This is a genomic window from Mumia xiangluensis (genome assembly GCF_010994095.1).
Taxonomy (GTDB): Bacteria; Actinomycetota; Actinomycetes; order Propionibacteriales; family Nocardioidaceae; genus Mumia; species Mumia xiangluensis.
Map to the genome: position 1 here is coordinate 1,176,368 of NZ_WJYO01000001.1, position 25,909 is coordinate 1,202,276.

Sequence of the window (25,909 nt, forward strand, 5' to 3'; positions counted from 1 at the left end):
GTACAGCGCTGGCGGGCGACGCGCGGACGTACGGCGCTCAGGCGCTCGCGCGGCTCCGGCGCTCGACAAGTGCCTCGACGGAGCGCGGCGACAGCACTTCCTCGATCACCATCGCGGCAGCGCCGAGCACCGCCTCGCGTCCGCGCATGGACGAGCTGACGATGCGCAGCTGGTGCGTGGCGAGTGGCAGCGACCGTTGGTACACGACCTCGCGGATGCCGGCGAGCAGGTATTCGCCGGTGGCCGCGAGCGAGCCGCCGATGACGACGACCGACGGGTTCAGGAGGCTGACGCACGTCGCGAGGACGCTGCCGATGGCGCGTCCGGCCTCGCGGACCGCGCGGACAGCCTCGACCTCGCCGCGCTCGACCGCAGCGACCACGTCGTGCGGGGTCTCGACCCCGATGTCGAGCCCGGCGAGCTGCTTGGCGATCGCCGGACCGGCGGCGACGGCCTCGAGGCATCCGAGGTTGCCGCAGCGGCAGGCGACGTCCTCGCCCTTGCCGCTGACCTGGACGTGGCCGAGGTCGCCGGCGGTGCCGAGGGCGCCGCGGACGAGTCGTCGGTTGGAGATGATGCCGGACCCGATGCCGGTCGCGACCTTCACGAACAGGAGATCGTCGGTCTCCGGCCAGTGGGCCGTGTGCTCTCCGAGCGCCATCACGTTCACGTCGTTGTCGACGAGGACGGGAACGGGGAACGACGTACCGAGGTATCCCGGGATGTCGAAGTCGTGCCAGCCGGGCATGATCGGCGGGTTCGCGGGTCGTCCTGTGGAGTGCTCCACGGGCCCAGGGGCGCCGACGCCGATCCCGGCGAGCGACTCCGGGGTCAGCCCGTGGCTCGCCAGGAGGCCGCCGCCGAGCTCGATGACCCGGTCGAGCACCGGTCGCGGACCGTCGGTGATGTCGCTGTCGACGCGGACCTCCCCGAGGATCTCGCCGCCGAGGTCGGTGAGGGCAACCGTGGCGTGGCTGGCGCCGAGGTCGACCGCGAGCACGACGAACGACCGGGTGTTCATCGCAAAGCGTGCCGGTGGTCGTCCACCGGTGGAGGCGGCCTCGCCGACGGGGACGAGGAGGCCGGTCGCCAGGAGGAGGTCGAGCCGTGCCGAGACCGTGGATCGCGCAAGAGAGGTGGCCTCGGCGATCTCCGCCTTGGTCCGTGCGCGTCCGTCTCGCATCAGCTGGAAAACCTCGCTGGCTGCAGTCGCCGAGCTCGGCTGCGGCACGAACGGATCCATGGGGATGAGTCTCCCACGGGAACTTATGGAGTCAAGTCCGACAGAAGTATGTCGGCAATCATCGGACTTTTGCTTGACGTTCGACATTGGACGTGACTAGCATCACGCCCATGCCAGCCCCATTGCTTCAGCTGACAGGCATCGTCAAAGAGTTCCCCGGTGTGCGGGCGCTCGACGGTGTCGATCTCGTCGTCCGTGCGGGTGAGGTCCACTGTCTCCTCGGCCAGAACGGTGCCGGCAAGTCGACCCTCATCAAGGTCCTCGCGGGCGCCTACCAGCCCGACGAGGGCGAGATCGTCATGGACGGCGAGCACGCTCACTTCGCCGATCCCCAGGCAGCGCTGGCCGCAGGCATCGCCACGATCTACCAGGAGCTCGACCTCGTCGACGGGCTGAGCGTGGCCGACAACATCTTCCTCGGCCACGAGCGGAGCCGCTTCGGCTTCTCCCGCGTGTCCGACTCCAACCGCGCCGCCCGCGAGCTCCTCGTGTCGCTGGGCCACCCCGAGATCCGCCCCTCCCGCGAGACGGGCAGCCTGTCGGCAGCAGGCAAGCAGATCGTGTCGATGGCGCGGGCTCTGTCGCGCCAGGCGCAGGTCATCGTCATGGACGAGCCGTCGGCCGTCCTGGACCCCGACGAGGTCGGCGGGCTCTTCCGCGTGATCGAGGACCTCCGCGCCTCCGGCAAGGCGATCGTCTACATCTCCCACCGCCTCGAGGAGATCCGCCGGATCGGTGACCGGCTCACGGTGCTCAAGGACGGCCGCACCGTCGCCGCAGACCTCCCGGCCCGCGAGACCCCCACGTCCGAGCTCATCGCGCTGATGACCGGCCGTGAGGTGTCCGCCGAGTACCCACGCCGTACGACCCCGCTGCCCGACGCCGAGCCCCTGCTCGTCGTCGACGGCCTGGGTCGCACGGACGAGTTCGAGGACGTCTCGTTCTCGGTCCGCCCCGGCGAGATCGTCGGCCTCGCGGGCCTCGTCGGCGCCGGCCGCAGCGAGATCGTCGAGACTGTGTACGGCGCGCGCCGGGCCGATCGCGGCACGGTGACCGTGGACGGCAGGACCCTGCGTCGCGGCTCCGTCGATGCCGCGGTCGCCGCCGGTCTCGGCCTCTGCCCCGAGGAGCGCAAGTCGCAGGGTCTGGTGCTGGACGAGGCGGTCTACCGCAACATCTCGCTCGCGAGCCTGCCGCGGTTCTCGCGCTTCGGCGCGACCCGCGACTCCGCCGAGCGCAGCGCCGCGCACGAGGCGTCCCGCACCGTCGACGTACGCCCCGACGATCCCGACCGCGTCGTCCGGACGCTGTCCGGCGGCAACCAGCAGAAGGTCGTCCTGGCGCGGTGGCTGCTCAGGTCGTGCCGCGTGCTGCTGCTCGACGAGCCGACCCGAGGTGTGGACGTCGGGGCCCGCAGCGAGATCTACACGCTCATCCGCACCCTCGCCGACGAGGGGCTCGCCGTGGTCGTGGTCTCCAGCGACATCGACGAGGTCCTCGGTCTGTCCGACCGCGTCCTCGTCGTCGCGGACGGGCGGGTCGTGCACTCCGGCCCGTCGGCCGAGATCGACGCCCACAACGTCCTCGACCGCATCCTCGCCAGCAACGAGTCAAGTCACGAATCGGAAGGTGACGCCGCGTGAGTACCCCATCGGTGACCGGAGACACCCAGACGACGGAGGCCGCCCCCGCAAAGCGGGCGGGCTCGATGGGAGTCGCCCGCAACCTCGGCCTGGTGGTCGCCCTGGTCATCCTGTGCGGGGTCGGCCTGATCACCGCCGGCGACCGGTTCGCGAGCACCAACAACATCATCACCGTGCTCAGCCTGGCCTCGGCGATCGGCGTCGTGGCGATCGGCATGACGTTCGTCATCACCGGCGGCGGCATCGACCTCTCGGTCGGTGCGATCGTCGCGCTCGCCTCGGTGTGGGCGTCGACGACCGGCACCCAGGCGATGGCGGAGAGCGTCGGCTGGATCGTCATCGTGACGACGGCGATCGGCGTCGGTATCGCGTGCGGCGTGATCAACGGCCTCCTCATCGCCTACGGCAAGATCGTGCCGTTCATCGCGACCCTCGCGATGCTGGCCAGCGCCCGTGGGCTCGCCGAGATCATCGCCGACCGCAAGACGCAGATCATCCGCGACCAGGGCTTCCGCGACGCGCTCGGCGCCCGGCCGTTCGGTGTCCCGGTGATCGTCTACATCTTCGCGATCGTCGTGATCGTCGGCTGGTTCCTGCTCAACCGCACGACCTTCGGCCGGCGGACCTTCGCTGTCGGCGGCAACCCCGAGGCCGCGCGCCTCGCCGGCATCAAGGTCCAGCGGCACACGGTCTACCTGTACGCCCTGCTGGGCGCCACGTGCGGCCTGGCTGCCGTGATGCTCATGTCGAGGACGCAGACGGGCTCGTCCACCCACGGCCTCATGTGGGAGCTCGACGCCATCGCGGCGGTCGTCATCGGCGGCACGCTGCTCAGTGGCGGCCGCGGCACCGTGATCGGGACCCTCCTGGGGGTCCTGATCTTCACCACCCTCACCAATGTCTTCACGCTCAACAACTTGTCGACGTCCGTCCAGGCCGTCGCCAAGGGCGTGATCATCGTCGTCGCTGTGCTCCTCCAGCAGCGTCTGGCGAACCGCAGCAGCACCTAACACCACCCCACGAGGAGACGGCATGTCCACCACCACCCCGCGCCGCCGGCTGCTGGCCCTCGCCGGCGTCGCCGCCGCAGCCAGCCTGGCACTGACGGCCTGTACGAACAGCTCCGACGGAGACGACGACACAGCGAACGTCTCCAACACCGGCTCCGGCGACAACGCCGAGGCCGGCGACACGGTCACCATCGGCTTCTCGGCCCCGGCGGCCGACCACGGCTGGATGGGCGCGATCTCCAGCGCCGCCGTCGAGCAGGCGGAGGCGTTCGAGGACGTCGAGCTGGTCAACGCCGAGGGCACGAACGACGTGAACCTGCAGATCTCGCAGGTGGAGACCTTCATCAACGACAAGGTCGACGCGATCGTGCTCCTGCCGTTCGACGGTGCTGCGATGACCGACGTCGCCACCCGTGCGATGGAGGCAGGCATCCCGGTGATCAACGTCGACCGTGAGTTCGACTCGCCGTTCGCCGCCCGGACGACCATCCTCGGCGACAACTACGGCATGGGTGTCTCCGCCGGCCGCTACGTCTGCGAGCAGGCCGACGGCAACACCGACGCCGTGGTCGCGGAGATCGCGGGCATCGACTCGCTCCCGCTGACGCAGGACCGTTCGCAGGGCTTCGCCGACGCGCTGGAGGACTGCGGTCTGAAGGTCTCCAACCGGGTCGCGGCCGAGTTCACGGTCGAGTCCGGTGAGCGCGCTGCCGCGAACCTGCTTCAGGCTGCTCCGAAGATCGACTACCTCTGGAACCACGACGACGACCAGGGCGTCGGCGTCCTGGCCGCCATCGAGAACGCCGGCCGCGACGAGTTCGTGATGATCGGCGGCGCCGGCTCGGCGAACGTCATGCGCTCCATCGAGGCCGACGACACGGTCCTCAAGGCCACGGTCATCTACCCGTCCACGCAGGGTGCCGACGGCATCAAGCTCGCGCGCCTCATCGCGCAGGGCAAGTCGATGTCGGACCTGGCCGAGGTCGAGGTGCCGCGCAAGATCCAGCTGGCGGCGCCGATCGTGACCAAGGACAACGTCGACCAGTACATGGACTCCGCGTTCGAGTCCTGACAGACGGCGGTGCGCTTCGCTCCGACCCCTTCGGGGCGGGGCGCACCGCACCCAGCGCAGACGCTCCCCCTCGGACCGAAGGATTCTCATGTCAGACACGTCTCGCGAGCTCCGCGTCGGCCAGGTGGGCTACGCCTTCATGGGCGCGGCGCACTCCCAGGCCTGGCGCACCGCACCCTCCTTCTTCGACCTCCCGCTGAAGCCCCGTCTCACCGCGTTGTGCGGTCGTGACGAGTCCGCTGCGGGCGTCGTGGCCGAGCGGTTCGGCTGGGAGTCGGTCGAGACGGACTGGCGCGCGCTGATCGAGCGCGACGACATCGACCTGATCGACATCTGCACGCCGGGCAGCACGCACGTCGAGATCGCCGTGGCCGCGCTCCGGGCCGGCAAGCACGTGATGTGCGAGAAGCCGCTGGCCAACACGGTCGAGGAGGCCGAGGAGATGGCCGCCGCGGCTGCGGAGGCCGCCGCCGAGGGCGTCTTCGCGATGGTCGGCTTCACCTACCGCCGTACGCCCGCGCTGTCGTACGCGCGCCAGCTCGTCCGTGAAGGTCGGCTGGGCACCATCCACCACGTCCGCTGCCAGTACCTCCAGGACTGGCTGGTGGATCCCGACAGCCCTCTGACCTGGCGGCTCGACAAGTCCCTCGCGGGCTCCGGTGCACTCGGGGACATCGGAGCGCACGTCGTGGACGCGGCGCAGTTCGTCACCGGCGCGTCGATCACGTCGGTCAGCGGTGTGCTGCAGACCTTCGTCGACAGCCGCCCGGTCGCAGGCGAGCACGCGACGCTCGGGGGCAGCGGCAGCGCGTCCGCCGAGCGTGGCCCGGTGACGGTCGACGACGCGGCGGCCTTCACCGCGCGCTTCGACAACGGGGCGCTCGGCGTCTTCGAGGCGACCCGCTTCGCGACGGGTCGCAAGAACGCGATGAGGATCGAGGTCAGCGGCTCCGACGGCGCGCTGGCCTTCGACTTCGAGGAGATGAACATCCTCCGGTTCTACGACGCGACGGAGCCGGCGGAGACCGCAGGCTTCCGGAGGATCGTCGTGACCGAGGCCAGCCACCCGTACGTCGACGCGTGGTGGCCGGCCGGTCATGGGCTCGGCTACGAGCACGGCTTCACCCACCAGGTCGTCGACATCGTCAGGGCCATCGCGGCCGGCGAGCAGCCGACCCCGTCGTTCGCCGACGGGCTCGCCGTGCAGCGCGTCCTCGCTGCGGTCGAGGCGAGCTCTGAGGACGACTCCCGTCAGCAGAAGGTGCCGCACGACGCGGTCACCGTACGAGCAGGTGCGCCCGCGGCGCGAGAAGGAGAGGCATCATGACGCGACCGATCACGCTCTTCACCGGCCAGTGGGCCGACCTGCCGTTCGAGGAGGTCGCGCGGCTGGCGTCCGGGTGGGGCTACGACGGTCTCGAGATCGCATGCTGGGGCGACCACTTCGACCCGTGGGCCGCGGTCGAGGAGGACGGCTACGTCCAGGCGAAGCTCGACCTGCTCGACAAGTACGGGCTGAAGGTCTACGCGATCTCCAACCACCTGAAGGGCCAGGCGGTCTGCGACGACCCGATCGACCAGCGGCACCGCGACATGCTGCCGGACCGCATCTGGGGTGACGGCGATGCCGAGGGCGTCCGGCAGCGGGCCGCCGAGGAGCTCAAGAACACCGCGCGTGCGGCACGGATGCTCGGCGTCGACACCGTGGTCGGGTTCACCGGCTCGTCGATCTGGAAGTACGTCGCGATGTTCCCGCCGGCGAGCCAGGAGCTGGTGGATGCCGGGTACGAGGACTTCGCGAACCGCTGGAACCCGATCCTCGACGTGTTCGACTCCGAGGGCGTGCGGTTCGCGCACGAGGTCCACCCGAGCGAGATCGCGTACGACTACTGGACGACCGTCCGCACGCTGGAGGCGATCGGCCACCGCGAGGCGTTCGGGCTCAACTGGGACCCCTCGCACTTCGTCTGGCAGGACCTCGACCCGCTGGGGTTCCTCTGGGACTTCAAGGACCGGATCTACCACGTCGACTGCAAGGACGCGAAGAAGCAGGTCGGCAACGGACGCAACGGCCGGCTCGGGTCGCACCTCGCCTGGGCGGACCCGCGGCGCGGCTGGGACTTCGTGTCGACCGGGCGTGGTGACGTGCCGTGGGAGGCGTGCTTCCGGATGCTCAACACGATCGGCTACGAGGGGCCGATCTCGATCGAGTGGGAGGACGCCGGCATGGACCGCCTCCTCGGTGCACCTGAGGCCCTGGCGTTCGTGAAGGCCAACCTGTTCGACGCGCCGGAGGCTGCGTTCGACGCGGCGTTCAGCACGAAGGAGTAGCCGGCGCTCGGGATCAGGCGTCCTCGACGCGGATCCCGAGCGAGTCGGCGAGCAGGGGAGCCAGCAAGGCGAGTTGGAGCGGGCTGATCGTCATCCCTCGCAGCGACGTCACGCCGACGATCTCGCGAAGCTCGGCGCCCCGGAGGTCGACGTCGGTCGACGCGGTGTGCTGGACGTCGAGGCGCGCGATCGTGCATCCGGCGAAGCTCACGCGGACCGCGGTCGCCTGCACCAGGTCGAGCTCGTCGATGACGCAGTCCTCGAAGACCACGTCGCGCAGCTTCGCTCCTCGGAGGTTGACGAAGGACAGCTTGCACCCGGTGATCCGTACGGAGTCCCACTCGCTGTCGTACAGGTCGGCCGACCCGATCCGGCCCCCGTCGATCCGGACGTCGCGCAGCACCGCACGCGGTCCTCGCAGGACGGCGACGTTGACGCGTTCGAGGAGCGACTCGCGCAACCGCGCGCCTGCGAGGTCCACGGTGTCGACCGTGAGGTCACGGAACGCCTGGCTCTCGAGGTCTGCCGACGGCCTGATCTCCTCGACGGCGCCGTCCTCGAGGTGCTCGACGGGGAGCGGGTCCAGCTGTGGTGCGCGGGTCGTCCGACGTGTCGTGCCCACAGGTGATCCTCTCGGTAGGCCGACGTCGCCGGCGCGCGTCCTCGCAGCGTACGGACGAGGACCGACAACGAATCCGGGACCGGGGCCGGTCAGGTCGTAGGCGGGGACCGCGTCAGAGCGCCCTGGTAGGAATCTCCTCATGAGGAAGCTGCGGGTGGGGTTCGACGTCGACGAGGTGCTGTACCCATGGGTCGAGACCTTCCGGCACCACCTCCACACGACCCAGGGCTGGACGGTCGACCGGATGCCTGACCCGACGCGCTACGCCTTCGGGCCCGAGTGGGGCATCGCCGAGGAGCGCGAGTTCCTCGACCACGCCGTGGCAGCCGCACGCAGCGGCCTCCTCCACTCGTACGGCGCGCCGATCGCGGGCGCTTCGGAGGTCACGCGCCGTCTCGTGGACGCCGGTCACACCGTCCACATCGTGACCGCTCGCCGCTACGACGACAGCTACGGCGTCAACGACGTCCTTATGAGCTCGACGCGGCGCTGGCTCGACCAGCACGGCATCGCGTTCACGACGCTCGACTTCGAGACCGACAAGACGGCCGTGCCGACCGACGTCTACATCGACGACCGTCCTGAGAACGTCGATGCGATCTGCGCTGCCGGTGCCGTCGGCGTGCTCATGGACGCGTCCCACAACCAGGACCCGGCCTGCGTGCGCCGCCGCGTCACCTCCCTCGCTGCGTACGCCCAGATCGTCGACGAGGTCGCCACAGCCTGACGGCGACGTCTGACGACCGGACGGGCGACGCCCCGGCGGGAGGTTGCCGGGGCGTCGCTGTCGGGAGGGGGACCGGTCCGCAGATCAGGCCGGGCAGGTGTTGCGGTACTCCGAGAGCTGCGTCGAGACGGTCGACGGCAGCGGGCAGAGGATCGACGAGTAGCGCGTGTCGTTGTCGAGGTAGCGCTTGAGCCAGCTGACCATCAGCGCACCCTGGTCATTGGGGTTGGTGTTCGCGGCCAGGTGGTCCTCACCGGAGAGCTCGGCGTACGCCTTCTCGGGGGCGCCGGACAGGGTGCCGTAGAACGACTCGGAGTGAGAGCCGACCGGCGCGATCGTGTCGCCCTGTGCGCCGATGATCATCGTCGGGATGTCGATGCCGCCCCAGGTCTTGTCGGTGTGCCAGGGCTGGAGCGCGACGGCGGCCTTGATGTTCGAGCCACCGTTCTCCGCGGCATAGAGCGTGCCGCCGCCACCCATCGAGTGACCGGCGACCGCGACCCGGGAGGTGTCGATCCGGGTGCGGATCGAGCTGCGCTGGGTGAGGTAGGTGACCCCGGAGAGGATCTGACGGCCACGGCTGTCGGGCTGGTCGAGCGTGGTGTTGGTGTCGATGACCATCACCACGAACCCGTGGGAGGCGACGCGCCGTGCGAGGCCGGAGTACATGCTGGCGTACGCCGTGAAGCCGGGTGAGAAGACGACGGCTCCGTAGCCGCTACCCGTCGACGGGTAGTAGATGTCGCCGCCACCGAAGCCGGTGACGAGCAGGCTCGACACCGAGGTGTTGCTCACGCTGTAGGAGCCGTTGCCCAAGATGTTCGAGGGAGTGGGGGCGGGACCGTTCTCGACCGCGTTCGCCGCTGGTGCGGTGACGCCGACAAAGGGGAGGGCCACGATCGCGAGGGGGGCCACGATCCTGACCGCGAGATGCTTCAACATCCTCGTTCTCCTTCTCGTTCTGCGGCTCCGAGAACGCCTCGACGGTCGAGGTTGCCGCTGGGTGGCACGGGACGTTAACGACTCTGAGACATACCCCGCAACAAACCCGGAGGACTTTTTGTCACGGCCGGTGACGAGGTGACTAAGCGCTTGCTTACCGCGAAGGGAAGGAAAGATTCTCTCGCAGAACAGGCAGTTGACCGAACACTGTTATGCCGGGGAATTGCTATGCCGATAGTTGTCCGGTCAACTTCTGAGCGCCTGTGAGACGGGTCACTTTGGCGCGCCGGCGCGGCCACCACGCGACGACGCGAGTCAGGGAAACGTGGGGTCGGGATGGAGGGGCGGCATCCCTGAGCCGGCTCCTGACCGCGCACCGCTGATCATCGCCTCCAACGCGTCGGCGGCGGAGTGCTGCGGCTGCCACCCGAGCTCCTCCTTGGCGCGCGCGGTCGACATGACCGGAAGACGCATCAGCGCGTCGTACAGGTCGCCCGGTGCACCGACCAGCCGCGCCCGCCAGGCGGCTTCGACGGCTGCCCGCACGAGTCGCCGAGGGACCTCGGCCGTCCTGGCGTCGAGGATGCGTCCCAGGTCCTCGCGTCGCAGCACGTCGTCTGCGGCGATGTTGAACGCGCCGTGGACCGGTCGCTCGAGCGCCTGGGCGTACGCGCGGGCCAGGTCGCCGGTGTGCACGGCCTGCAGCCGCAGACCTTGCGGGACGGGCACCGCGGGGATGAAACGACGGTCGAGCATCCACGGCCGCAGGGCAGGCGCTCCGAAGATCCGTCGTTGCTCGGAGGCCGCGGAGCGCTGGAACACGAAGGCAGGTCTCATGCGCACCACCCGGAGGTCGGGTCGTTCCGCCTCGAGGGCATCGAGCAGGCGCTCGGCGTACGCCTTCTCTCGGCAGTACGCCGCGGAGGACGGGCCATCGGTCGGCCAGGTCTCGTCGACCGGCTCGTCGTCGACCGCCGGCGAGTACGCAGCGATCGAGGACGCGGAGATGACGATCGGGACCCGGCTCCGTGCCGCCGAGTGCAGGGCCCTCCGCGTCCCGACGGCGTTGGCCTCCCAGGTCCGGTCGGGGTCGTGGGTCGGCTGGAACATCCAGGCCAGATGGACGAGCGCGTCGCAGCCTTCGAGGGCTGGGTCCAGGTTGTCCCGCCCGACGTCGGCGGCGTGCCACCGCACCGACGCGATGTCGGCGTCTTCGACATCCTGGAGGCCGTCCGGGACGCGACGCGCCACAGCGATGACGTCGTGGCCGCGACTGCCGAGCTCCCGCAGCAGTGCACTGCCGACATTCCCACTGGCACCGGTCACTGCTACGCGCACGAGCTGCTCCCTCCGACCGTCGAGGGGTACCCGCGCGGCCGGACGGTCAAACCGAGGCCCGCCTCCCGGCGCTACCTGCTCGAGCCGGCGGCGGCCGGCGTGACTCGAAACAGCGGATCCGGGAGTTCGGAGAGGTGCTCGACGGGACGCCGGGTACCCCCGGGATCTGTCAGGTCTAGGGTCGTAGCGCCTAGACGAGGACGAGGTTCGTCCCGTCGGGCGCGTGGTCGGCCATCGCGACGCTGCGGATCGCCGGGTCGTCGTACGTGTTCCAGTAGTAGGTCGTCGTCCGTGACGAGAAGAGCCCGGTGTAGATGGTCTTCTCGAACTCGCCCGAGCCCATGGCCGCGCAGCCGTCCACCATCGCCACCTGCTGCAGCGTGTGGAACGCGCGGCTCACGTTCTCCTCCTCGGTCGCCTTGTCCGGGTAGTGCGTGTTGACATAGGCCGCACGCACGAACCGGGACGGCGAGTAGTAGTCGCCGGGGACCCCGCGCATGTGCGACCCCGAGCCGAACGGGCTCAGATGTGCCCGCCCGAGCACGATCTCCTCGGGGAACTCGGGCGACAGATTGAGATAGTTGCGAAGGTTCTCGTGGTGCCACGCGAAGCCGGGCTGGTTCGCCAGGACGTCGACGTCGTCGTCGAAGACCTGCATGCCGTCGCTCGTGGACTCCACCACGATGGCGCGCGTCGAGTCGCCGATGATCCAGTGGAGCAGCGAGCTCGGGTACTTCTCGTTGATCGGCCTGTCGACGATGACGACATCGCCGAGTGCGGCCTCGACGTCGTCGACCTTGGTGAACTGGGAGGCCACCCAGAGCGGGAACTCGAAGGCGGCGACGTTCGTCGCACCCTCGACCGGTTCCTGTGCGTAGCTCGCGTAGCCCGGGAAGTTGAGGCCGGCAACGGCCAGGCCCGCGTCGTTCCCGCAGTCGAAGTACAGCGGCGTGTCCTCCTCGACGATGCCCATGCCGATCACGGCGTGCCCGATACGCGGAACCGCGCCGAACGGCGATCTCGTGGCGTACCCGGTGGGCGTAAGCACCACGCGCTCCCCGTAACCGCTCGTCCAGTCGAGGTTGCGTGCGAGATAGAGATTGCTGCTGCCGTCCGAGAACCTGATGCTCGTACACATGTCGCTTCCCCCTGCTGTGCGACGGCGCTGCATGAACGCCCGCCGTCGGCCTCGCTCGTCCCGTACGCCCGAGCCAGTCGGGCCACGAGTAGTTCCGCTCCTCGATCTTGGCCCGGGGCGCCGCGATCGGCACGTCGATGCGGTGGCGCACGCCGGTCGGGGGCCGATCGCACCGATGCCGACGCGCCCACGTCGACCCGCCGGAGTCCAGGCCCGCTTCGACGCAGACTGAGGAGCGCCTCGCAGGCGACCAGCCGACGGAGAGCCGCCGCTGTCCGTCATACTGGGCGCCAGGATCAGCCGCATCGGGCCCCTGAACCACACGGGAGCTGTCCCGAGGGTTCTCCCGACTAGTTCCTGATCCCCCGGGCCTCTAGCTCAATTGGCAGAGCAGCGGACTTTTAATCCGCGGGTTGTGGGTTCGATCCCCACGGGGCCCACAGAGTTCGGACCCCCCACGTCCTCGTCGTCGGGCGGGGCGGCGGCGGGCAGCTCAGTCAGCCGCGTCCTACCCGCTCGCCCCGAAGCCACGGAAGACGCCGTCGGACTGCACATTGTCCGCGAAGTCGCGGAAGTCCATGTTCGCGATCGCGAGATTGGACTCGACGGAACCGAACTCGCGAACTGCGCACCTGAACGTGCGGCCGAACGACTCCGACATCTTCGGGTCCACGTCCCCCTCGACGGAGAGGTCCACGTACGCAACGGTCAGCTCAGCGCCGCTAGCTGCCTCGTGCATGGAGCGAGCGTCCGCCACGACGATGAATCCACTGAGTCGACGGTAGAGCGCGGCGGAGGCCCTCACGAGCGTGTCCCCCGTGGCACCCTCGAACTCTGGGTGGTCGAACGCAGTGACGTTGGGCGTGTAGGTGCCGTCCGAAGAACCGCCGAAGTCGGTCGGCTGCGTCACCTCTGCGATCACGCGACTCCAAGCCTCGTCATCAGCGAAGTCGGTACGCAGCAAGGGAGTGCCGCAGGCTTCGAACGTGTCGGCCAGGATTGAGAGGTCCACGACGGGCGATTATCGCAGCCACGGGGCCCACAATGATCGGGCCGACCACGCGCGTCTGCGCGATGCTGGCGTCGTGACGACCACACGAAGCGGCGTGCGACAGCACCCCACCGTCGAGGAGCGCAGAGAGCGCGGAGCGGCCGCGCGCCGCGAGGTGCCGCGCTCGCGGCTGGCGGAGTGGGATCCGCCGGCAGACAGGTTCGACCCCGTCCAGCTGCTCGAGTCGCAGGCCGTCTCGCGGATCCAGGATCTCGTCCCGATCCGGTACGGCCGGATGCTGGCGTCGCCGTTCGCCTTCTACCGAGGCGCTGCGGCGATCATGGCTGCCGACCTCGCGGCGAGCCCGACGTCGGGCATCACCGTCCAGGCGTGCGGCGACGCCCATCTCTCGAACTTCGGGCTCTACGCCTCGCCGGCGCGCACCCTCGTGTTCGACCTCAACGACTTCGACGAAACGCTGCCGGCACCGTGGGAGTGGGACGTCAAACGGCTGACCGCGAGCCTGGAGATCGCCGGAAGGAACAACGGGTTCGGGCGGAAGGATCGGCGCCGCATCGTGCGCGCAGCGGCGGCCGGCTATCGGACGACGATGCGAGACTTCGCGGAGAAGCCGAACCTCGAGGTCTGGTACTCCCGTTCGACGGTGCAGAAGCACATGCCCGTCATGAAGCAGATGCTGACGCCGAAGGACTTCGCGCAGGCGGAGAAGGTCGTGACGAAGGCGATGGCGCAGGACAGCTCGCGGGCGGCGTCCCGCCTCACCCGGGTCGTGGACGGGCAGCGACGGATCGTCCACGACCCGCCGCTGATCGAGCCGATGGAGATGCTGGGGTCGGCCGACGAGGCGGCTCGTGTCAGCGGCGCGATGCACGAGATGATCAACGACTACCGCCAGACCCTCAGCCTCGAGTCCCGGTACGTCCTCGAGTCCTTCCGCTACGTCCACCTGGCTCGGAAGGTGGTCGGAGTCGGCAGCGTCGGCACCCGCGCATGGATCATCCTCATGACGGGTCGCGACGACGAGGACGTGCTGCTGCTCCAGGCCAAGGAGGCGCAGGCCTCGGTCCTCGCGCCGTACGCGGAGGCCAGCCAGTTCGACAACCAGGGGCAACGGGTGGTCGAGGGACAGCGCTTGATGCAGGCCAGCGGCGACATCTTCCTGGGCTGGCACCGGGCCGAAGGCATCGACGGCCAGCTGCGCGACTACTACATCCGCCAGCTGCGCGACTGGAAGGGGTCCTGGGATCCCGCGGCGATGAGCCCGCACGCGATGGTGGTCTACGGGAGCCTCTGCGGTGCGGTCCTCGCTCGCGCCCACGCCCGGTCCGGCGACCGGATCGCGATCGCGTCCTACCTCGGGTCCAGCGACCGCGCCGACCGTGCGCTCGTCGACTTCGCCGAGGCGTACGCCGACCAGAACGAGCGGGACTGCGCTGCACTCCGCCGAGCGGTCGAGGACGGGCGTTGCGCTGCCACGACCGGTGTCTGAGCAGGAGGTACGTTTTCGATCGACCGGTCGAGATATGCAACGGATGTCGTCGTCTCAAGGTCGAATGACGGGGGATCGGCGGCATGGCTGGAGGTTTTGAGACCTGCATCCGTCGTCTTTCCGCCGATTCGTCGATCCGAGGTACGCAACCACCGCCGAACCCGTAACCTGAATATGAACTGCTGTTCGACGACGCGCGAAGGAGACCGTGGTGGCATCGCCCGAACCACTGGACGTCCGTCTCCGTGATCAGGACGTGCTCGACGAGATCGAGATGACGAGCAACCTGATGATCGCGGCGTCGGCAGCCTCGGGGCGCCTGAGCCAGCACGTTGTCGACGAGATTCTCGGAGTGCGCCCGCGCCGCAGCGTCGCGTGACCACCTCCAGATGAACGTGAGGTGGCTCACGCGCGCGCACGCGCACGCGTAGGGTGAGATGCGCGTGGTGGGGACCCAGGACCTACCATTGACCCGGCCTTACCCCACCCCTGACGGGAGTCTTGTCGTGCGGTTGAAATTCCGACCGGCTGATACATCGTTCTACGATCTCTTCACCGAACTTGCCGGCCACCTCGTGGACGGCGCGAACCTGCTTGCGAAGATGCTCGACGAGTCGTCCGACCGTGACGCGATCGCCAAGCAGCTCAGTGAGGTCGAGCACGCCGCCGACGACACGACCCACGCGATCATCAACCGCGTCAACCAGACCTTCGTGACGCCGTTCGACCGTGAGGACATCTACAAGCTCGCCAGCAGCCTCGATGACGTCATGGACTTCATCGACGAGGCCGGCGACCTGGTCGTGCTCTACGAGCTCGACGCGCTTCCGTCGCGCATGGCGTCGATGGTCGAGGTCATCCAGCGCGGCTGTGAGCTGACCGCCGAGGCCATGCCGCGGCTGCGGACCATGACCGACCTCGCCGAGTACTGGATCGAGATCAACCGTCTCGAGAACCAGGCCGACCGCGACTACCGTCGCATCCTCGCCAAGCTCTTCTCCGGCGAGTACAAGGCGCTCGAGGTCCTCAAGCTCAAGGACGTCGTCGAGTCCCTCGAGGATGCCGTCGACGCCCTCGAGTCCGTGGCCAACACGGTCGAGCAGATCGCAGTCAAGGAGTCCTGAGGGTGGATCTCACCCTGCTCATGGTGATCGGCGTCGTCGCCCTCGCCCTCGCGTTCGACTACACCAACGGCTTCCACGACGCGGCCAACGCGATCGCGACGTCGGTGTCCACCCGTGCGCTCACCCCACGGATCGCACTCGTCATGGCCGCGATCATGAACTTCATCGGCGCGTTCCTCGGGACGGAGGTCGCCGACACCGTCGGCAGCATCATCTCCGAAGGCGTCGAGGGGGAGGGCAACCACGGACTCACCGTGGTCCTGGCCGCACTCGTCGGCGCGATCGTCTGGAACCTCATCACCTGGTACTTCGGGCTCCCGTCCTCCTCGTCGCACGCCCTGATCGGCGGCCTCGTCGGGGCCGGTGTCGCCTCGGCGAGCACGGTCAACTGGACAACCGTGGTCGACAAGGTCGCGATCCCGATGGTCGTCTCACCGCTGATCGGCTTCAGCGGCGCGTTCCTGCTCATGCTGTCGATCATGTGGATCTTCAAGAACCGCAACCCGCAGCGGACGATGCGCGGCTTCCGGCTCGCGCAGACCGTGTCCGCGGCGGCGATGGCCCTCGGCCACGGCCTCCAGGACGCCCAGAAGACGATGGGTGTCATGTTCCTCGCGCTCCTCGCGGGCGGCTACGTCACCGAAGGCGACGACATCCCGGTCTGGGTCATGGTCAGCGCTGCGGCCGCGATCTCGCTCGGCACGTACTCCGGTGGTTGGCGCATCATGAGGACGCTCGGCCGACGGATCATCCACCTCGACCCGGCTCGCGGTTTCGCCTCGGAGGCGGTTGCTGCATCCGTCCTCTACGTGATGGCGATCGGGCTCCACGCTCCCGTCTCGACGACCCACACCATCACGTCGTCGATCATGGGCGCGGGCGCGACCAAGCGGTTCAGCGCGGTCCGCTGGGGTGTCGCTCGCGGCATCGTGACCGCCTGGATCGTGACGATCCCGGCCGCGGCCACCGTCGCCGCGATCACCTACTGGATCTGCGCGCTGTTCCTGCCGTAACCGCCTCGCGCCTTGCTTCCCAGCAGGCGAGATCGTACGAAGGGCGCCCACCGACCCCCGCGTCGGATGGGCGCCCTTCGTGTTTGGGGATCACCAGTGCTTCAGGGATCAGCCGAAGCGGCCGGTGATGTAGGCCTCGGTCGACGGGTTGTCCGGGTTGGAGAAGATCTTCGTGGTCGGCCCTGACTCGATGAGCTGACCCGGCTCGCCGACGCCGGCGAGGTTGAAGAACGCCGTCTCGTCGGACACGCGGGCGGCCTGCTGCATGTTGTGGGTGACGATCACGATCGTGTACTCGTCCTTGAGCTGGCCGATCAGGTCCTCGATCGCGCTCGTCGAGATCGGGTCGAGCGCCGAGCACGGCTCGTCCATGAGGAGGACCTGCGGCTCGACGGCGATCGCGCGGGCGATGCACAGGCGCTGCTGCTGACCGCCCGAGAGGCCGGCGCCGGGCCGGTTGAGCCGGTCCTTGACCTCGTCCCACAGGTTGGCGCCGCGCAGCGACCGCTCGGCGATCGTGTCGGCCTCGTCCTTCTTGAGGCGGGTGCCGTTCAGGCGTACGCCCGCGAGGACGTTGTCCTTGATCGACATCGTCGGGAACGGGTTGGGGCGCTGGAAGACCATCCCGATCTCCCGGCGCACGAGCACCGGGTCGACGCCGGGGGCGTACAGGTCACGTCCGTCGACCCGGACCGTGCCCTCGACGCGGGCGCCCGGGGCGACCTCGTGCATGCGGTTCAGCGACCGGAGGAAGGTCGACTTGCCGCAGCCCGACGGGCCGATGATCGAGGTGACCGACTGCGCCTGGATGGCGAGCGTGATGCCGCGGACGGCGTGGACGTCGCCGTAGTAGATGTCGAGGTCCTCGACATCGATGCCGATGGCCGGCCGGCGCGAGGCCGGACCGTCGGCCGCGGTCGCGGACGTGGTGCGGGCAGCCGTCGTCGGGACGGAGTCGCGGAGTACGGATCGCATGCTCATCGCTTGTCCTTGGGAGAGAAGAAGTAGGTCACGAGGCGCGCCACGAGATTGAGAACCATGACGATCAGCATCAGCACGAGTGCGGCACCCCAGGCCCGTGCGATGGAGGGCTCCGGCGGGACGCCGGGGCTCATGATGGAGCTGTAGGTGAACACCGGCAGCGTCGCCATGCGTCCGTCGAACAGGTTGAAGTTCGTCGAGTCGGTGATCCCGACGGTGATGAGGAGCGGCGCGGTCTCACCGATGACGCGGGCGACCGCCAGCGTGATGCCGGTGACCAGGCCTGCCATCGCGGTCGGCAGCACCACCTTGACGATGGTCCGCCAGCGGGGGACACCGAGCGCGTACGCCGCCTCGCGCAGCTCGTTCGGCACGAGCTGGAGCATCTCCTCCGACGAGCGGACGACGACCGGCGTCATCAGCACCGTCAACGCGACCGCACCGGCGATCCCCATCCGGACGCCGGGTCCGAAGAACACCACGAAGAGGGCGTACGCGAAGAGGCCGGCGACGATCGACGGGATGCCCGTCATGACGTCGACGAGGAAGCGGATGGTCTTCGCGAGGCGACCGTCGCCGCCGTACTCGACGAGGTAGATCGCGGTGAGCAGGCCGAGCGGCACCGACATCACGGCCGTGGCCGCGGTGATGAGGACCGTGCCCCAGATCGCGTGGTAGATGCCACCGCCCTCGCCCACGACGTTGCGCATCGAGTAGGAGAAGAACTCCGGAGTGAGGACCGGCAGACCGTTCTTGAGGACGGTCCACAGGATCGACACGAGCGGGATCATCGCCAGCGCGAAGGCGCTCGAGACGATGACGGTGATCAACCGGTCGAACGCCTTGCGTCGGCCTTCGACGGCGTACGAGAGGACCGGGAGCCCGATGACGACGACTGCCCATCCGGCCAGGATCGCCGGGACGAGGGCCAGGCCGATGCCCGCGTGAAGCGCGGACGTGAGGACGACGGCGATGACGAGGGCGGCCAGGCCCGAGCGCCGAGGCAGCTGCGGGTGGTGCCAGCTGCGCAGCTGCGCAGGAGCGTCGTCGCGCTTCGGTGCCGGGGGTGCGGTCGTGCTCATGCGATGCCTTCCTTGCCTGAGCGCTGCGGTACCTCGCTGCGGCACGCCTCGTACCTCGGCGTACCTCCGCTGCGGTTCCTCGCGCTCATGCGTTGGCTCCCGAGAACTCCTTGCGCCGGTTCACGATGGCGCGTGCGGCGAAGTTGACCGCGAACGTGATGACGAAGAGCACCAGGCCGGACGCGATGAGCGCGTTCACGGTGAGCCCGGAGGCCTCGTTAAACTGCAGCGCGATGTTGGCGGGGATGGTGCTCGGGTTCGTCGAGCTGATCAGGTTGAACGTCACGACACCGGACGCGGAGAGAACCATCGCGACGGCCATCGTCTCGCCGAGCGCGCGACCGAGGCCGAGCATCGCGCCGCCGATCATGCCCGAGCGGCCGTGGGGCAGGACGACCGTCCGGATCATCTCCCAGCGGGTCGCGCCGAGCGCGAGGGCTGCCTCTTCGAGCAGGACCGGCGTCTGGCGGAAGACCTCGCGAGCGATCGCGGTGATGATCGGCATGATCATCACGGCGAGCACGATCCCCGCCGTGAGGATCGTGCGGCCGGTCGCGGAAGCGGGGCCCGCGAAGAACGGGAGGAAGCCGAGGTGCGCCTCGAGCCACTCGTACGGACCGACGAGCTTCCCGGCGAGCACGCGCATGCCCCAGAGCCCGAAGACGACCGAGGGCACGGCGGCGAGAAGGTCGATCACGTAGCCGAGGGTGTGGCCGAGCCGGCGCGGGACGTAGTAGGTCACGAAGAGCGCGACCGCCACCGCGAGCGGCAGAGCGATCACGAGCGCCAGCGTCGCGCTCCACAGCGTGCCGAAGACGAGCGGCAGCACGAAGGCCAGGAACGTCTCGCCGCTCTTGACCTCGTCAGGCGAGGCGGTGATGCCGGGGATTCCTTCGGCGGTCAGGAAGATCGCGACCCCGGCGAGGATCGCGACGATCGCCAGAGCGGCGCCCTTCGACAGTCCCAGGAACACGCGGTCGGCGAGCCGGCGCTTCGCAGGGCCTTGCTCGGCAGCACCCCGTGGTGGGGACGGTGTGGAGGTGTCGGTCACTGAGTGGTCCTCTGGTGGTGAAGTCGGACGGGGCATACCTGCGGGCGGCACACCGATCCCCCGATTCGGGGTGCCACCCGCAGGAGCATCACTTCGCCGAGATGCCCTCGACGATGCCCGAGATGCGCTCCTCGAGAGCGCTCGTGAGCGGCGCGGAGCCAGCGCCCGAGGCGGCTGCCTGCTGGCCGTCAGAGCTGGCGACGTAGGTCATCCAGCCCTTGACGAGGTCAGCCTTGGCCTCGTCGTCGTACTGCAGGCACGCGATCTGGTACGACACCAGGACGGCCGGGTAGACGCCGGCCTCGGTCGTCTTGTGGTCGATGTCCATGACGATGTGCGTGTCGCCGCGGCCCTCGAGCGGCGCGGACGCCTCGAGGATCTTGGCGGCCGCCTCCGGGCTCGGGCCGACGAACTCGTCACCGACCTTGAGCGAGGCGACACCGAGCTCGCCGGCCTGGCTGGCGTCGGCGTAGCCGATCGTGCCCTCGCCACCCTGGACGGCTGCGACGACGCCGGACGTGCCCTGCGCGCCCTCGCCGCCCTTGATCGGCCAGGTCTCGACCTCGCCCTCGGTCCAGGACTCCGGAGCCGCTGCCGCCATGTAGGCGGTGAAGTTCTCCGTGGTGCCCGAGTCGTCCGAGCGGTGGACGGGCGTGATCTTCGAGGACGGGAGGTCGGCGTCCGGGTTGTCGGCCTTGATCGCGGCGTCGTCCCAGGTGGTGATCGTGCCGGCGAAGATCTTGCCGAGCGTGTCGGGCGAGAGGTTCAGCGCGTCCACGCCGGGGAGGTTGAAGATGACGGCGATCGGGCTGACGTAGGTGGGGACCTCGATGACGTCGCTGGCGCAACGCTCCTCGGCCTTGGCCAGCTCCTCGTCGTCGAGGTAGGCGTCGGAGCCTGCGAAGTCGGTGCCGCCGGCGATGAACTGCTCACGGCCCGCGCCGGAGCCGGCCGGGTCGTAGTTCACGGTCACGTCGGGGTTCGCGGTCTGGAAGCCCTGCTGCCACGAACCGACGGCTGCCTCCTGCGAGCTGGCGCCGGCTCCGTTGAGCGTGCCGCTCAGCGAGCTGGAAGTGGCGTTGTCGTCCGCGCCGGCCTCGTTGTCTGCGCCGCAGGCGGACAGGCCCAGGGCCACGGTCGCTGCGAGCGCCAGGGGGGCGGCAGCGCGGAGCTTGTTGCGGTTCACTGTGTTCTTCCCTCTCTGGGAAACGTCGTGTCAGATCTGTGCTTTCGACGGCGACGTTAGGCAGCAGAGGTGAAGCGGTAGGCGGACGCAGGTGAACCCGAGGTGAACGCTGCCTGACGAGTTCGGGCAGCCGCGGCGAGTCTTCCGTGGTCAGACGGGCTCTGCGGCGCCCACGAGGGCGCTGTGCTCGGTGTGTTCGAGGTAGTGGCGCACGGTGTCCCGGCTCTTCGTCAGGCAGGCGATCTTGTCGTTGAGGGTGGTCAGCTCGCCGTACAGCATCTCGGCGAACGCCGTGCTGCACGAAGGTGAACGCTCGTCGTCAGCGAGCGCCTCGATGTCGAGGACGACCCGCACGAGGCGGGTCGGGAGGCCTGAGGCGATCAGGCTGCGGACGGTGCGCACGCGCTCCACGTCTGCCTCCTCGAAGGCCCGATACCCGTTGTCCTGACGGGTCGATGCGATCAGCCCCTGCTCCTCGTAGTAGCGGAGCATCCGCGGGGCGACCCCGGTGCGGTCCGCCAGCTCTCCGACGCGCATAGAACGAGCTCCTTCTGGATTCGGCTTGACCTTGACACAGATGTCAACGTCTACGGTCCGATCATGACACGAAAGACATGGATAGCGCTGGTGACGCTCGCGGGTGCGGCGTTCGCAACGGTGACGGTCGAGCTGCTCCCCGCAGGGCTGCTCGCGATGATGGCCGACGAGCTCGGCGTCTCTGAAGGACGGATCGGACTGCTGGTGACGGCGTGGGCGCTCACCGTGGCGGCCCTGAGCCTGCCGCTCGAGCGGGCGACCCGACGCCTCCCGCGTCGGACGGTGATGGTCGTCGCGGTGCTGGTCAGCGCCGGGGCAGCGTTGCTGGCGGCCTTCGCGCCGGCGTACGGGGTGCTGGTGGTGGCGCGCGTCGTGGGCGCCGCGGGCCACGGACTGCTGTGGTCGCTCCTGGTCCCGTACGCGGCGTCGCTGGTCGACGAGCGTCACCTCGGTCGCGCGGTGTCGGTCGTCCTCGTCGGACCGACCGCCGCAGGGGTGGTGGGCGTCCCCCTCGGTACGGCGCTGGCGGGCGTCGCCGGCTGGCGCGCGGTGCTCGTGGGGGCGGGCGTCCTGCTCGGCGTCGCGGCATGGGCCCTCGTCCGCGTGCTGCCGTCAGCCGCCGCGAGCACGGCTCCGGCTGTCGCCCCCACGTCCGACGACTCCCGCCCCGTACGCGACGGCACGCTCGTCCCCGTCGTCGTCACCGCGACGCTCGGCGCCCTCGTTCTCGTCGGCCACTTCCAGCTGTTCACCTTCGTCGCGCCGATCGTCACCGACGTCGCCGGCTTCGACGCCGCTGCGCTCGGCGGGATCCTCGCGCTGTTCGGGGCGACCGGGGCGCTCGGCCTGGCGATCGCCGGTCCGCTCTCCGACCGCTACCCGCGTACGGCGCTGCCGGCGACCGCTGTCGTCTTCGCCGCGACCGCGCTGGCGCTGGTGGCGGTCGATCGCAGCGTCGTCGTGGCGCTCATCGTCATCGGCGTCTGGGGCGTGATGATCGGACTCTTCCCGCCGGTCTTCCAGGCGACGATCATGCGGATCGCCTCCGAACGCAGCCGTGGCACGGCGGGCGCCGTCGTCGTGACGGCGCTGAACATCGGGATCGCTGCCGGAGCCGCATCGGGCGCGTGGCTCCTCCAGGAGGTGGGCGTGGGATGGCTCGCGCCGGTCGCGGCCGTGCAGATCGGGCTCGCCGCTCTCGGTCTGACGATCAGTGCGGTGCGTGGTGCTCGACCGCGTGGACCTCGCCCCGCCGATGGTGCACGACCACCAGCCCGGCCGGAGCCAGCGGATCGGCGCTGACCGACTCGGCGTCGACGCCGGCCGCGGCGAGCATCCGCGGGATGACGGTTCGGTGCCCGCACACCGCCACGGGCTGCTTGCGGGCGAGATCCTCCGCCATCGCCTCGGCGATGGGACGGTTCTTCACCGGACCGCCGTCTCGCGGCTCGTCGAGGCGGTGGTCGACGGTGATCGACCGGTTGGCGGCATCGGCATACGGAGCGACGGTCTGGACGCACCGCAGTGCGCCGCTGGAGTGGACGTGGCGCACGGCATAGGCGGCGAGAAGGGACCTCAGCCGGTGCGCGTCCCGCTTCCCCTCGGCCGTCAGAGGTCGTGCCAGGGCGTCCTTGCGCCAGTGGGACCGCGACCGGGCGGACGCGTGCCGGACGACGATCAGGGTCCTCGAGCGGTGGCTCCCGGCCTCCATCCGCTCGAGGAAGGCGTCGAGCACCATCCGGTCGGTGTCGTACGAGACGTGCTTGGCAGCCTTCTGCAACGGGACCCAGGCGACCGCGTCGATCTCGCGGTTCGGGACGTACGCGTCGGCGTTGCCGCCGATCGGCCGCCCTGCCCAGTAGGCGACGTTCTTGAGCCGGCCCTTGGCGAACTCGTACTCCAGCTCGATCAGCGGGACCCCGAGGCGGGCCAGGACACCGGTCTCTTCCTCGACCTCGCGTACGGCGGCGGCGGGCCGTGTCTCTCCACGCTCGACGGTGCCCTTCGGGACCGTCCAGTCGTCGTGGCGAGGGCGGTGCACGAGAAGCACCTCGAGCTCGCGCTTCGTGCCGGGGTGCGCGGGGCGCCACACGAGGGCGCCGGCCGACATCCGGGCGGGGGCGCTCACACGATCCCGCTGAAGGCTGCCCGGTCCTTCGCCTCGGCCCGCGCGCGTGCACGTCTCGCCCTCGTCAGGGCGATGGTCGTGTGCTGGAGGTCCACCAGCGGAGCGTCGTCGGTCGTCTGCCGCGTCCACGTGCCGTCGGCGCCGAGGTTCCAGGCGTCGGTCGTCGGGTCCGTGGCGAGGTCGAGCATTGCCCCGATCTGGACGATGTGCTCGCGCCGGTCGAGCCGGACGAGCACCTCGACGCGGCGATCGAGGTTGCGGTGCATGAGGTCAGCAGAGCCGATCCACACCTGCGGCTCGCCCCCGTCGGCGAACCAGAACACGCGACTGTGCTCGAGGTACCGGCCGAGGACGCTGCGTACGACGATGTTGTCGCTCATCCCCGGCACGCCCGGGCGGAGCGCGCAGATGCCGCGGACGACCAACTGCACCGGCACCCCGGCCTGCGAGGCGCGGTACAGCGCATCGATGACCTCCTCGTCGACGATCGAGTTGACCTTGATGCGGATGCCGGCCGGGCGGCCCGCGCGTTGGTGCTCGATCTCACGCTCGATCTGCTCGACGATCCCTGGACGGAGTCCGGCCGGGGCGACCATGAGCTGCCGGTACGACTCGCGGCGGGAGTAGCCGGACAGGTTGTTGAAGAGGTCCGTGAGGTCGTCGGCGATCTCCGTGTTGGTCGTGAGCAGCCCGTAGTCCTCGTACAGGCGGGCGGTCTTGGGGTTGTAGTTGCCGGTGCCGATGTGCGCGTAGCGCCGCAGCCCGTCGGGCTCGTCGCGGACCACGAGGCACAGCTTGCAGTGGGTCTTGAGGCCGAGCAGGCCGTACACCACGTGGCAGCCCGCCCGCTCCAGCTTGCGGGCCCAGCGGATGTTGGCCTGCTCGTCGAAGCGCGCCTTGATCTCGACGAGGACGAGCACCTGCTTGCCGGCGCGGGCGGCGTCGATGAGCGAGTCGATGATCGGCGAGTCCCCGGACGTCCGGTAGAGCGTCTGCTTGATCGCGAGCACCTGCGGGTCGGCGGCAGCCTGCTCGACGAACCGCTGGACGCTGGTCGCGAAGGAGTCGTACGGGTGGTGCAGCAGGACGTCGCGGTCGCGCAGCGCCGAGAACATGTCGACGGGGCTGGCCGACTCCACCTCGGCGAGATCGGGGTGGGTCGTCGGCACGAACGGCTCGTACTGGAGCTCGGGGCGGTCCAGGTCGGCGATCTGGTGGAGGCTGGCGAGATCGAGCGGAGCCGGGAGCGCGAACACCTCGTGGCGGGTGATGTCGAGCTCGGTGACGAGCAGCTCCAGCACGTGGTCGTCCATCGTGTCCTCGACCTCGAGCCGCACGGGCGGGCCGAACTTGCGTCGCAGCAGCTCCTGCTCGAGCGCCTTGAGGAGGTTCTCGGCGTCGTCCTCCTCGACCTCGAGGTCCTCGTTGCGGGTGACGCGGAACGTGTGGTGGGCCTCGATGTCCATGCCCGGGAACAACGCGTCCAGGTGTGCGGCGATGACCTCCTCCAGCGGGACGAACCGCTGCGGGCCGACCGGGACCCAGCGGTCGAAGATCGGCGGCACCTTGACGCGGGCGAAGTGGGACTTGCCGGTGACCGGGTTCCGCATGACGACCGCGAGGTTGAGCGAGAGGCCGGAGATGTAGGGGAACGGGTGCGCAGGGTCGACCGCGAGCGGCGTGAGGACCGGGAACACGCGCGTACGGAAGACCTCCGAGGCGTCCGCCCGCTCGTCGTCCTCGAGGTCGTCCCAGTGGAGCAGCGCGATGCCGTGCTCGTCGAGGGCGCCCTTGAGGCTGTCGGTGAGCAGCGCGCCCTGTCGGCGCATCAGCTGGTGGCTGGTCTGGAGGCTCTCTCCCCAGACCTCCCGCGGCTGCATGCCGCTCGCGCGCCGTGATGCCAGGCCGGTGGCGATGCGGCGCTTGAGGCCGGCGATGCGGACCATGAAGAACTCGTCGAGGTTGCCGGAGAAGATCGCCGCGAAGCGGACCCGCTCGAGCAGCGGCACCGTCGGGTCCTCGGCCAGCTCGAGCACGCGCTGGTTGAACGCGAGCCACGACAGCTCGCGATCGCTGAACCGGCCCTCTGGCAGGTCGGGCTCGTGATCGACGAAGGGCGGGTCCACGTCGAACGAGTCCGGCGACTGGGGCTGGTCCTCGGTCACGGTGCCCCCGACGCCTGCGGGAAAGTCATCGGCCATTCCCGAATCGTGCCACGCAAAGGTGACCAGCAGGTGACG

At 69.4% G+C, this 25,909-nt stretch carries 24 protein-coding genes and 1 tRNA gene; 12 read left to right on the forward strand and 13 right to left on the reverse strand.

Features of this window, described 5'->3' with window-relative positions:
• Positions 1-37 precede the first annotated feature (37 nt).
• Positions 38-1,243: an ROK family protein gene (locus tag GH747_RS05440; RefSeq protein ID WP_149768480.1), complete on the reverse strand. Its 1,206-nt coding sequence runs from the start codon at positions 1,241-1,243 to the stop codon at positions 38-40.
• 110 nt (positions 1,244-1,353) lie between these two features.
• Here GH747_RS05440 and GH747_RS05445 point away from each other — a divergent pair, with 110 nt between their 5' ends.
• The 5 genes from GH747_RS05445 (at position 1,354) to GH747_RS05465 (ending at position 7,299) form a co-directional block, all read left to right on the forward strand.
• Complete coding sequence (locus GH747_RS05445; protein ID WP_149768481.1) at positions 1,354-2,886, forward strand: sugar ABC transporter ATP-binding protein; 1,533 nt, start codon at positions 1,354-1,356, stop codon at positions 2,884-2,886.
• Entirely contained in the window at positions 2,883-3,896 is a 1,014-nt protein-coding gene (locus tag GH747_RS05450; RefSeq protein WP_228552783.1) for an ABC transporter permease, read from the forward strand. Before GH747_RS05445 ends, GH747_RS05450 begins: the two co-directional genes overlap by 4 nt.
• Before the next feature lie 22 nt (positions 3,897-3,918).
• Entirely contained in the window at positions 3,919-4,968 is a 1,050-nt protein-coding gene (locus GH747_RS05455) for a substrate-binding domain-containing protein (RefSeq protein ID WP_149768482.1), read from the forward strand.
• Between the two features lie 88 nt (positions 4,969-5,056).
• Positions 5,057-6,295: a Gfo/Idh/MocA family protein gene (locus tag GH747_RS05460; protein ID WP_149768483.1), complete on the forward strand. Its 1,239-nt coding sequence runs from the start codon at positions 5,057-5,059 to the stop codon at positions 6,293-6,295.
• The gene (locus GH747_RS05465; protein WP_149768484.1) at positions 6,292-7,299 is read left to right on the forward strand and encodes a sugar phosphate isomerase/epimerase family protein; all 1,008 of its coding nucleotides are present in this window, start codon (positions 6,292-6,294) and stop codon (positions 7,297-7,299) included. Before GH747_RS05460 ends, GH747_RS05465 begins: the two co-directional genes overlap by 4 nt.
• 13 nt (positions 7,300-7,312) lie before the next feature.
• Here GH747_RS05465 and GH747_RS05470 read toward each other — a convergent pair whose 3' ends face one another.
• Positions 7,313-7,921, reverse strand: coding sequence for a pentapeptide repeat-containing protein (locus tag GH747_RS05470; RefSeq protein WP_163695301.1), 609 nt, complete (start codon positions 7,919-7,921; stop codon positions 7,313-7,315).
• 139 nt (positions 7,922-8,060) lie between these two features.
• Here GH747_RS05470 and GH747_RS05475 point away from each other — a divergent pair, with 139 nt between their 5' ends.
• Positions 8,061-8,648, forward strand: a complete 588-nt coding sequence (locus GH747_RS05475) for a 5' nucleotidase, NT5C type (RefSeq protein WP_149768486.1) — start codon at positions 8,061-8,063, stop codon at positions 8,646-8,648.
• A gap of 84 nt (positions 8,649-8,732) precedes the next feature.
• On the opposite strand, the gene GH747_RS05480 is transcribed toward GH747_RS05475, so the two are convergent.
• The 3 genes from GH747_RS05480 to bsh form a co-directional block, all read right to left on the reverse strand.
• Positions 8,733-9,590, reverse strand: a complete 858-nt coding sequence (locus GH747_RS05480) for an alpha/beta hydrolase family protein (protein WP_149768487.1) — start codon at positions 9,588-9,590, stop codon at positions 8,733-8,735.
• A gap of 315 nt (positions 9,591-9,905) precedes the next feature.
• Entirely contained in the window at positions 9,906-10,928 is a 1,023-nt protein-coding gene (locus GH747_RS05485; RefSeq protein WP_149768488.1) for an NAD-dependent epimerase/dehydratase family protein, read from the reverse strand.
• Between the two features lie 190 nt (positions 10,929-11,118).
• The gene (gene bsh, locus GH747_RS05490; protein WP_149768489.1) at positions 11,119-12,066 is read right to left on the reverse strand and encodes a choloylglycine hydrolase; all 948 of its coding nucleotides are present in this window, start codon (positions 12,064-12,066) and stop codon (positions 11,119-11,121) included.
• Positions 12,067-12,433: 367 nt separating this feature from the next.
• Between bsh and GH747_RS05495 the strand changes: the two genes are divergently transcribed.
• Positions 12,434-12,506 (forward strand) — tRNA-Lys (locus tag GH747_RS05495).
• 68 nt (positions 12,507-12,574) lie between these two features.
• On the opposite strand, the gene GH747_RS05500 is transcribed toward GH747_RS05495, so the two are convergent.
• Complete coding sequence (locus GH747_RS05500; protein ID WP_149768490.1) at positions 12,575-13,078, reverse strand: DUF6924 domain-containing protein; 504 nt, start codon at positions 13,076-13,078, stop codon at positions 12,575-12,577.
• A gap of 73 nt (positions 13,079-13,151) precedes the next feature.
• Between GH747_RS05500 and GH747_RS05505 the strand changes: the two genes are divergently transcribed.
• From GH747_RS05505 to GH747_RS05520, 4 genes are all read left to right on the forward strand, one after another.
• On the forward strand, positions 13,152-14,567 hold the full coding sequence (locus GH747_RS05505) for a DUF2252 domain-containing protein (RefSeq protein WP_149768491.1): 1,416 nt from the start codon (positions 13,152-13,154) through the stop codon (positions 14,565-14,567).
• Positions 14,568-14,778: 211 nt separating this feature from the next.
• A complete protein-coding gene (locus GH747_RS05510) occupies positions 14,779-14,946 on the forward strand; it encodes a hypothetical protein (RefSeq protein WP_153816615.1) in 168 nt (55 codons plus the stop codon).
• Positions 14,947-15,073: 127 nt separating this feature from the next.
• The gene (locus GH747_RS05515) at positions 15,074-15,691 is read left to right on the forward strand and encodes a DUF47 domain-containing protein (RefSeq protein ID WP_149768492.1); all 618 of its coding nucleotides are present in this window, start codon (positions 15,074-15,076) and stop codon (positions 15,689-15,691) included.
• Positions 15,692-15,711: 20 nt separating this feature from the next.
• Positions 15,712-16,704 (forward strand): inorganic phosphate transporter, encoded by a 993-nt coding sequence (locus GH747_RS05520; RefSeq protein WP_149768717.1) that lies wholly within the window; start codon positions 15,712-15,714, stop codon positions 16,702-16,704.
• Between the two features lie 108 nt (positions 16,705-16,812).
• Here the strand turns inward: GH747_RS05520 and pstB are convergent, their stop codons facing one another.
• The 5 genes from pstB to GH747_RS05545 form a co-directional block, all read right to left on the reverse strand.
• Positions 16,813-17,685 carry a phosphate ABC transporter ATP-binding protein PstB gene (pstB, locus tag GH747_RS05525; RefSeq protein WP_240466104.1) on the reverse strand — a complete coding sequence of 291 codons (873 nt, stop codon included), beginning with the start codon at positions 17,683-17,685 and terminating at the stop codon, positions 16,813-16,815.
• Positions 17,682-18,767, reverse strand: coding sequence for a phosphate ABC transporter permease PstA (gene pstA / locus GH747_RS05530; RefSeq protein WP_149768493.1), 1,086 nt, complete (start codon positions 18,765-18,767; stop codon positions 17,682-17,684). The genes pstB and pstA overlap by 4 nt, the downstream gene beginning before the upstream one ends.
• An 85-nt stretch (positions 18,768-18,852) precedes the next feature.
• Entirely contained in the window at positions 18,853-19,818 is a 966-nt protein-coding gene (gene pstC / locus GH747_RS05535) for a phosphate ABC transporter permease subunit PstC (protein WP_228552784.1), read from the reverse strand.
• Positions 19,819-19,906: 88 nt separating this feature from the next.
• Positions 19,907-21,004, reverse strand: coding sequence for a phosphate ABC transporter substrate-binding protein PstS (gene pstS, locus GH747_RS05540; RefSeq protein ID WP_149768495.1), 1,098 nt, complete (start codon positions 21,002-21,004; stop codon positions 19,907-19,909).
• Positions 21,005-21,154: 150 nt separating this feature from the next.
• Positions 21,155-21,541, reverse strand: a complete 387-nt coding sequence (locus tag GH747_RS05545; protein WP_149768496.1) for a MerR family transcriptional regulator — start codon at positions 21,539-21,541, stop codon at positions 21,155-21,157.
• Between the two features lie 63 nt (positions 21,542-21,604).
• Here GH747_RS05545 and GH747_RS05550 point away from each other — a divergent pair, with 63 nt between their 5' ends.
• Complete coding sequence (locus GH747_RS05550) at positions 21,605-22,843, forward strand: MFS transporter (protein ID WP_149768497.1); 1,239 nt, start codon at positions 21,605-21,607, stop codon at positions 22,841-22,843.
• Here the strand turns inward: GH747_RS05550 and GH747_RS05555 are convergent.
• The gene (locus GH747_RS05555) at positions 22,752-23,669 is read right to left on the reverse strand and encodes an NUDIX hydrolase (RefSeq protein ID WP_149768498.1); all 918 of its coding nucleotides are present in this window, start codon (positions 23,667-23,669) and stop codon (positions 22,752-22,754) included. The genes GH747_RS05550 and GH747_RS05555 overlap by 92 nt on opposite strands.
• Positions 23,666-25,870: an RNA degradosome polyphosphate kinase gene (locus GH747_RS05560; RefSeq protein WP_149768499.1), complete on the reverse strand. Its 2,205-nt coding sequence runs from the start codon at positions 25,868-25,870 to the stop codon at positions 23,666-23,668. The genes GH747_RS05555 and GH747_RS05560 overlap by 4 nt, the downstream gene beginning before the upstream one ends.
• Between the last annotated feature and the right edge of the window lie 39 nt (positions 25,871-25,909).

Bases quoted from the DNA above. Each gene is read 5' to 3' on its own strand.
- GH747_RS05520 (WP_149768717.1), top strand. From the start codon at position 15,712: ATGGTGATCGGCGTCGTCGCCCTCGCCCTCGCGTTCGACTACACCAAC.
- pstA (WP_149768493.1), bottom strand. From the start codon at position 18,767: ATGAGCACGACCGCACCCCCGGCACCGAAGCGCGACGACGCTCCTGCG.
- GH747_RS05440 (WP_149768480.1), bottom strand. From the start codon at position 1,243: ATGGATCCGTTCGTGCCGCAGCCGAGCTCGGCGACTGCAGCCAGCGAG.
- GH747_RS05550 (WP_149768497.1), top strand. From the start codon at position 21,605: ATGACACGAAAGACATGGATAGCGCTGGTGACGCTCGCGGGTGCGGCG.
- GH747_RS05560 (WP_149768499.1), bottom strand. From the start codon at position 25,870: ATGGCCGATGACTTTCCCGCAGGCGTCGGGGGCACCGTGACCGAGGAC.
- pstB (WP_240466104.1), bottom strand. From the start codon at position 17,685: ATGAGCATGCGATCCGTACTCCGCGACTCCGTCCCGACGACGGCTGCC.
- GH747_RS05455 (WP_149768482.1), top strand. From the start codon at position 3,919: ATGTCCACCACCACCCCGCGCCGCCGGCTGCTGGCCCTCGCCGGCGTC.
- GH747_RS05480 (WP_149768487.1), bottom strand. From the start codon at position 9,590: ATGTTGAAGCATCTCGCGGTCAGGATCGTGGCCCCCCTCGCGATCGTG.
- GH747_RS05465 (WP_149768484.1), top strand. From the start codon at position 6,292: ATGACGCGACCGATCACGCTCTTCACCGGCCAGTGGGCCGACCTGCCG.
- GH747_RS05445 (WP_149768481.1), top strand. From the start codon at position 1,354: ATGCCAGCCCCATTGCTTCAGCTGACAGGCATCGTCAAAGAGTTCCCC.
- GH747_RS05475 (WP_149768486.1), top strand. From the start codon at position 8,061: ATGAGGAAGCTGCGGGTGGGGTTCGACGTCGACGAGGTGCTGTACCCA.
- GH747_RS05460 (WP_149768483.1), top strand. From the start codon at position 5,057: ATGTCAGACACGTCTCGCGAGCTCCGCGTCGGCCAGGTGGGCTACGCC.
- GH747_RS05545 (WP_149768496.1), bottom strand. From the start codon at position 21,541: ATGCGCGTCGGAGAGCTGGCGGACCGCACCGGGGTCGCCCCGCGGATG.
- bsh (WP_149768489.1), bottom strand. From the start codon at position 12,066: ATGTGTACGAGCATCAGGTTCTCGGACGGCAGCAGCAATCTCTATCTC.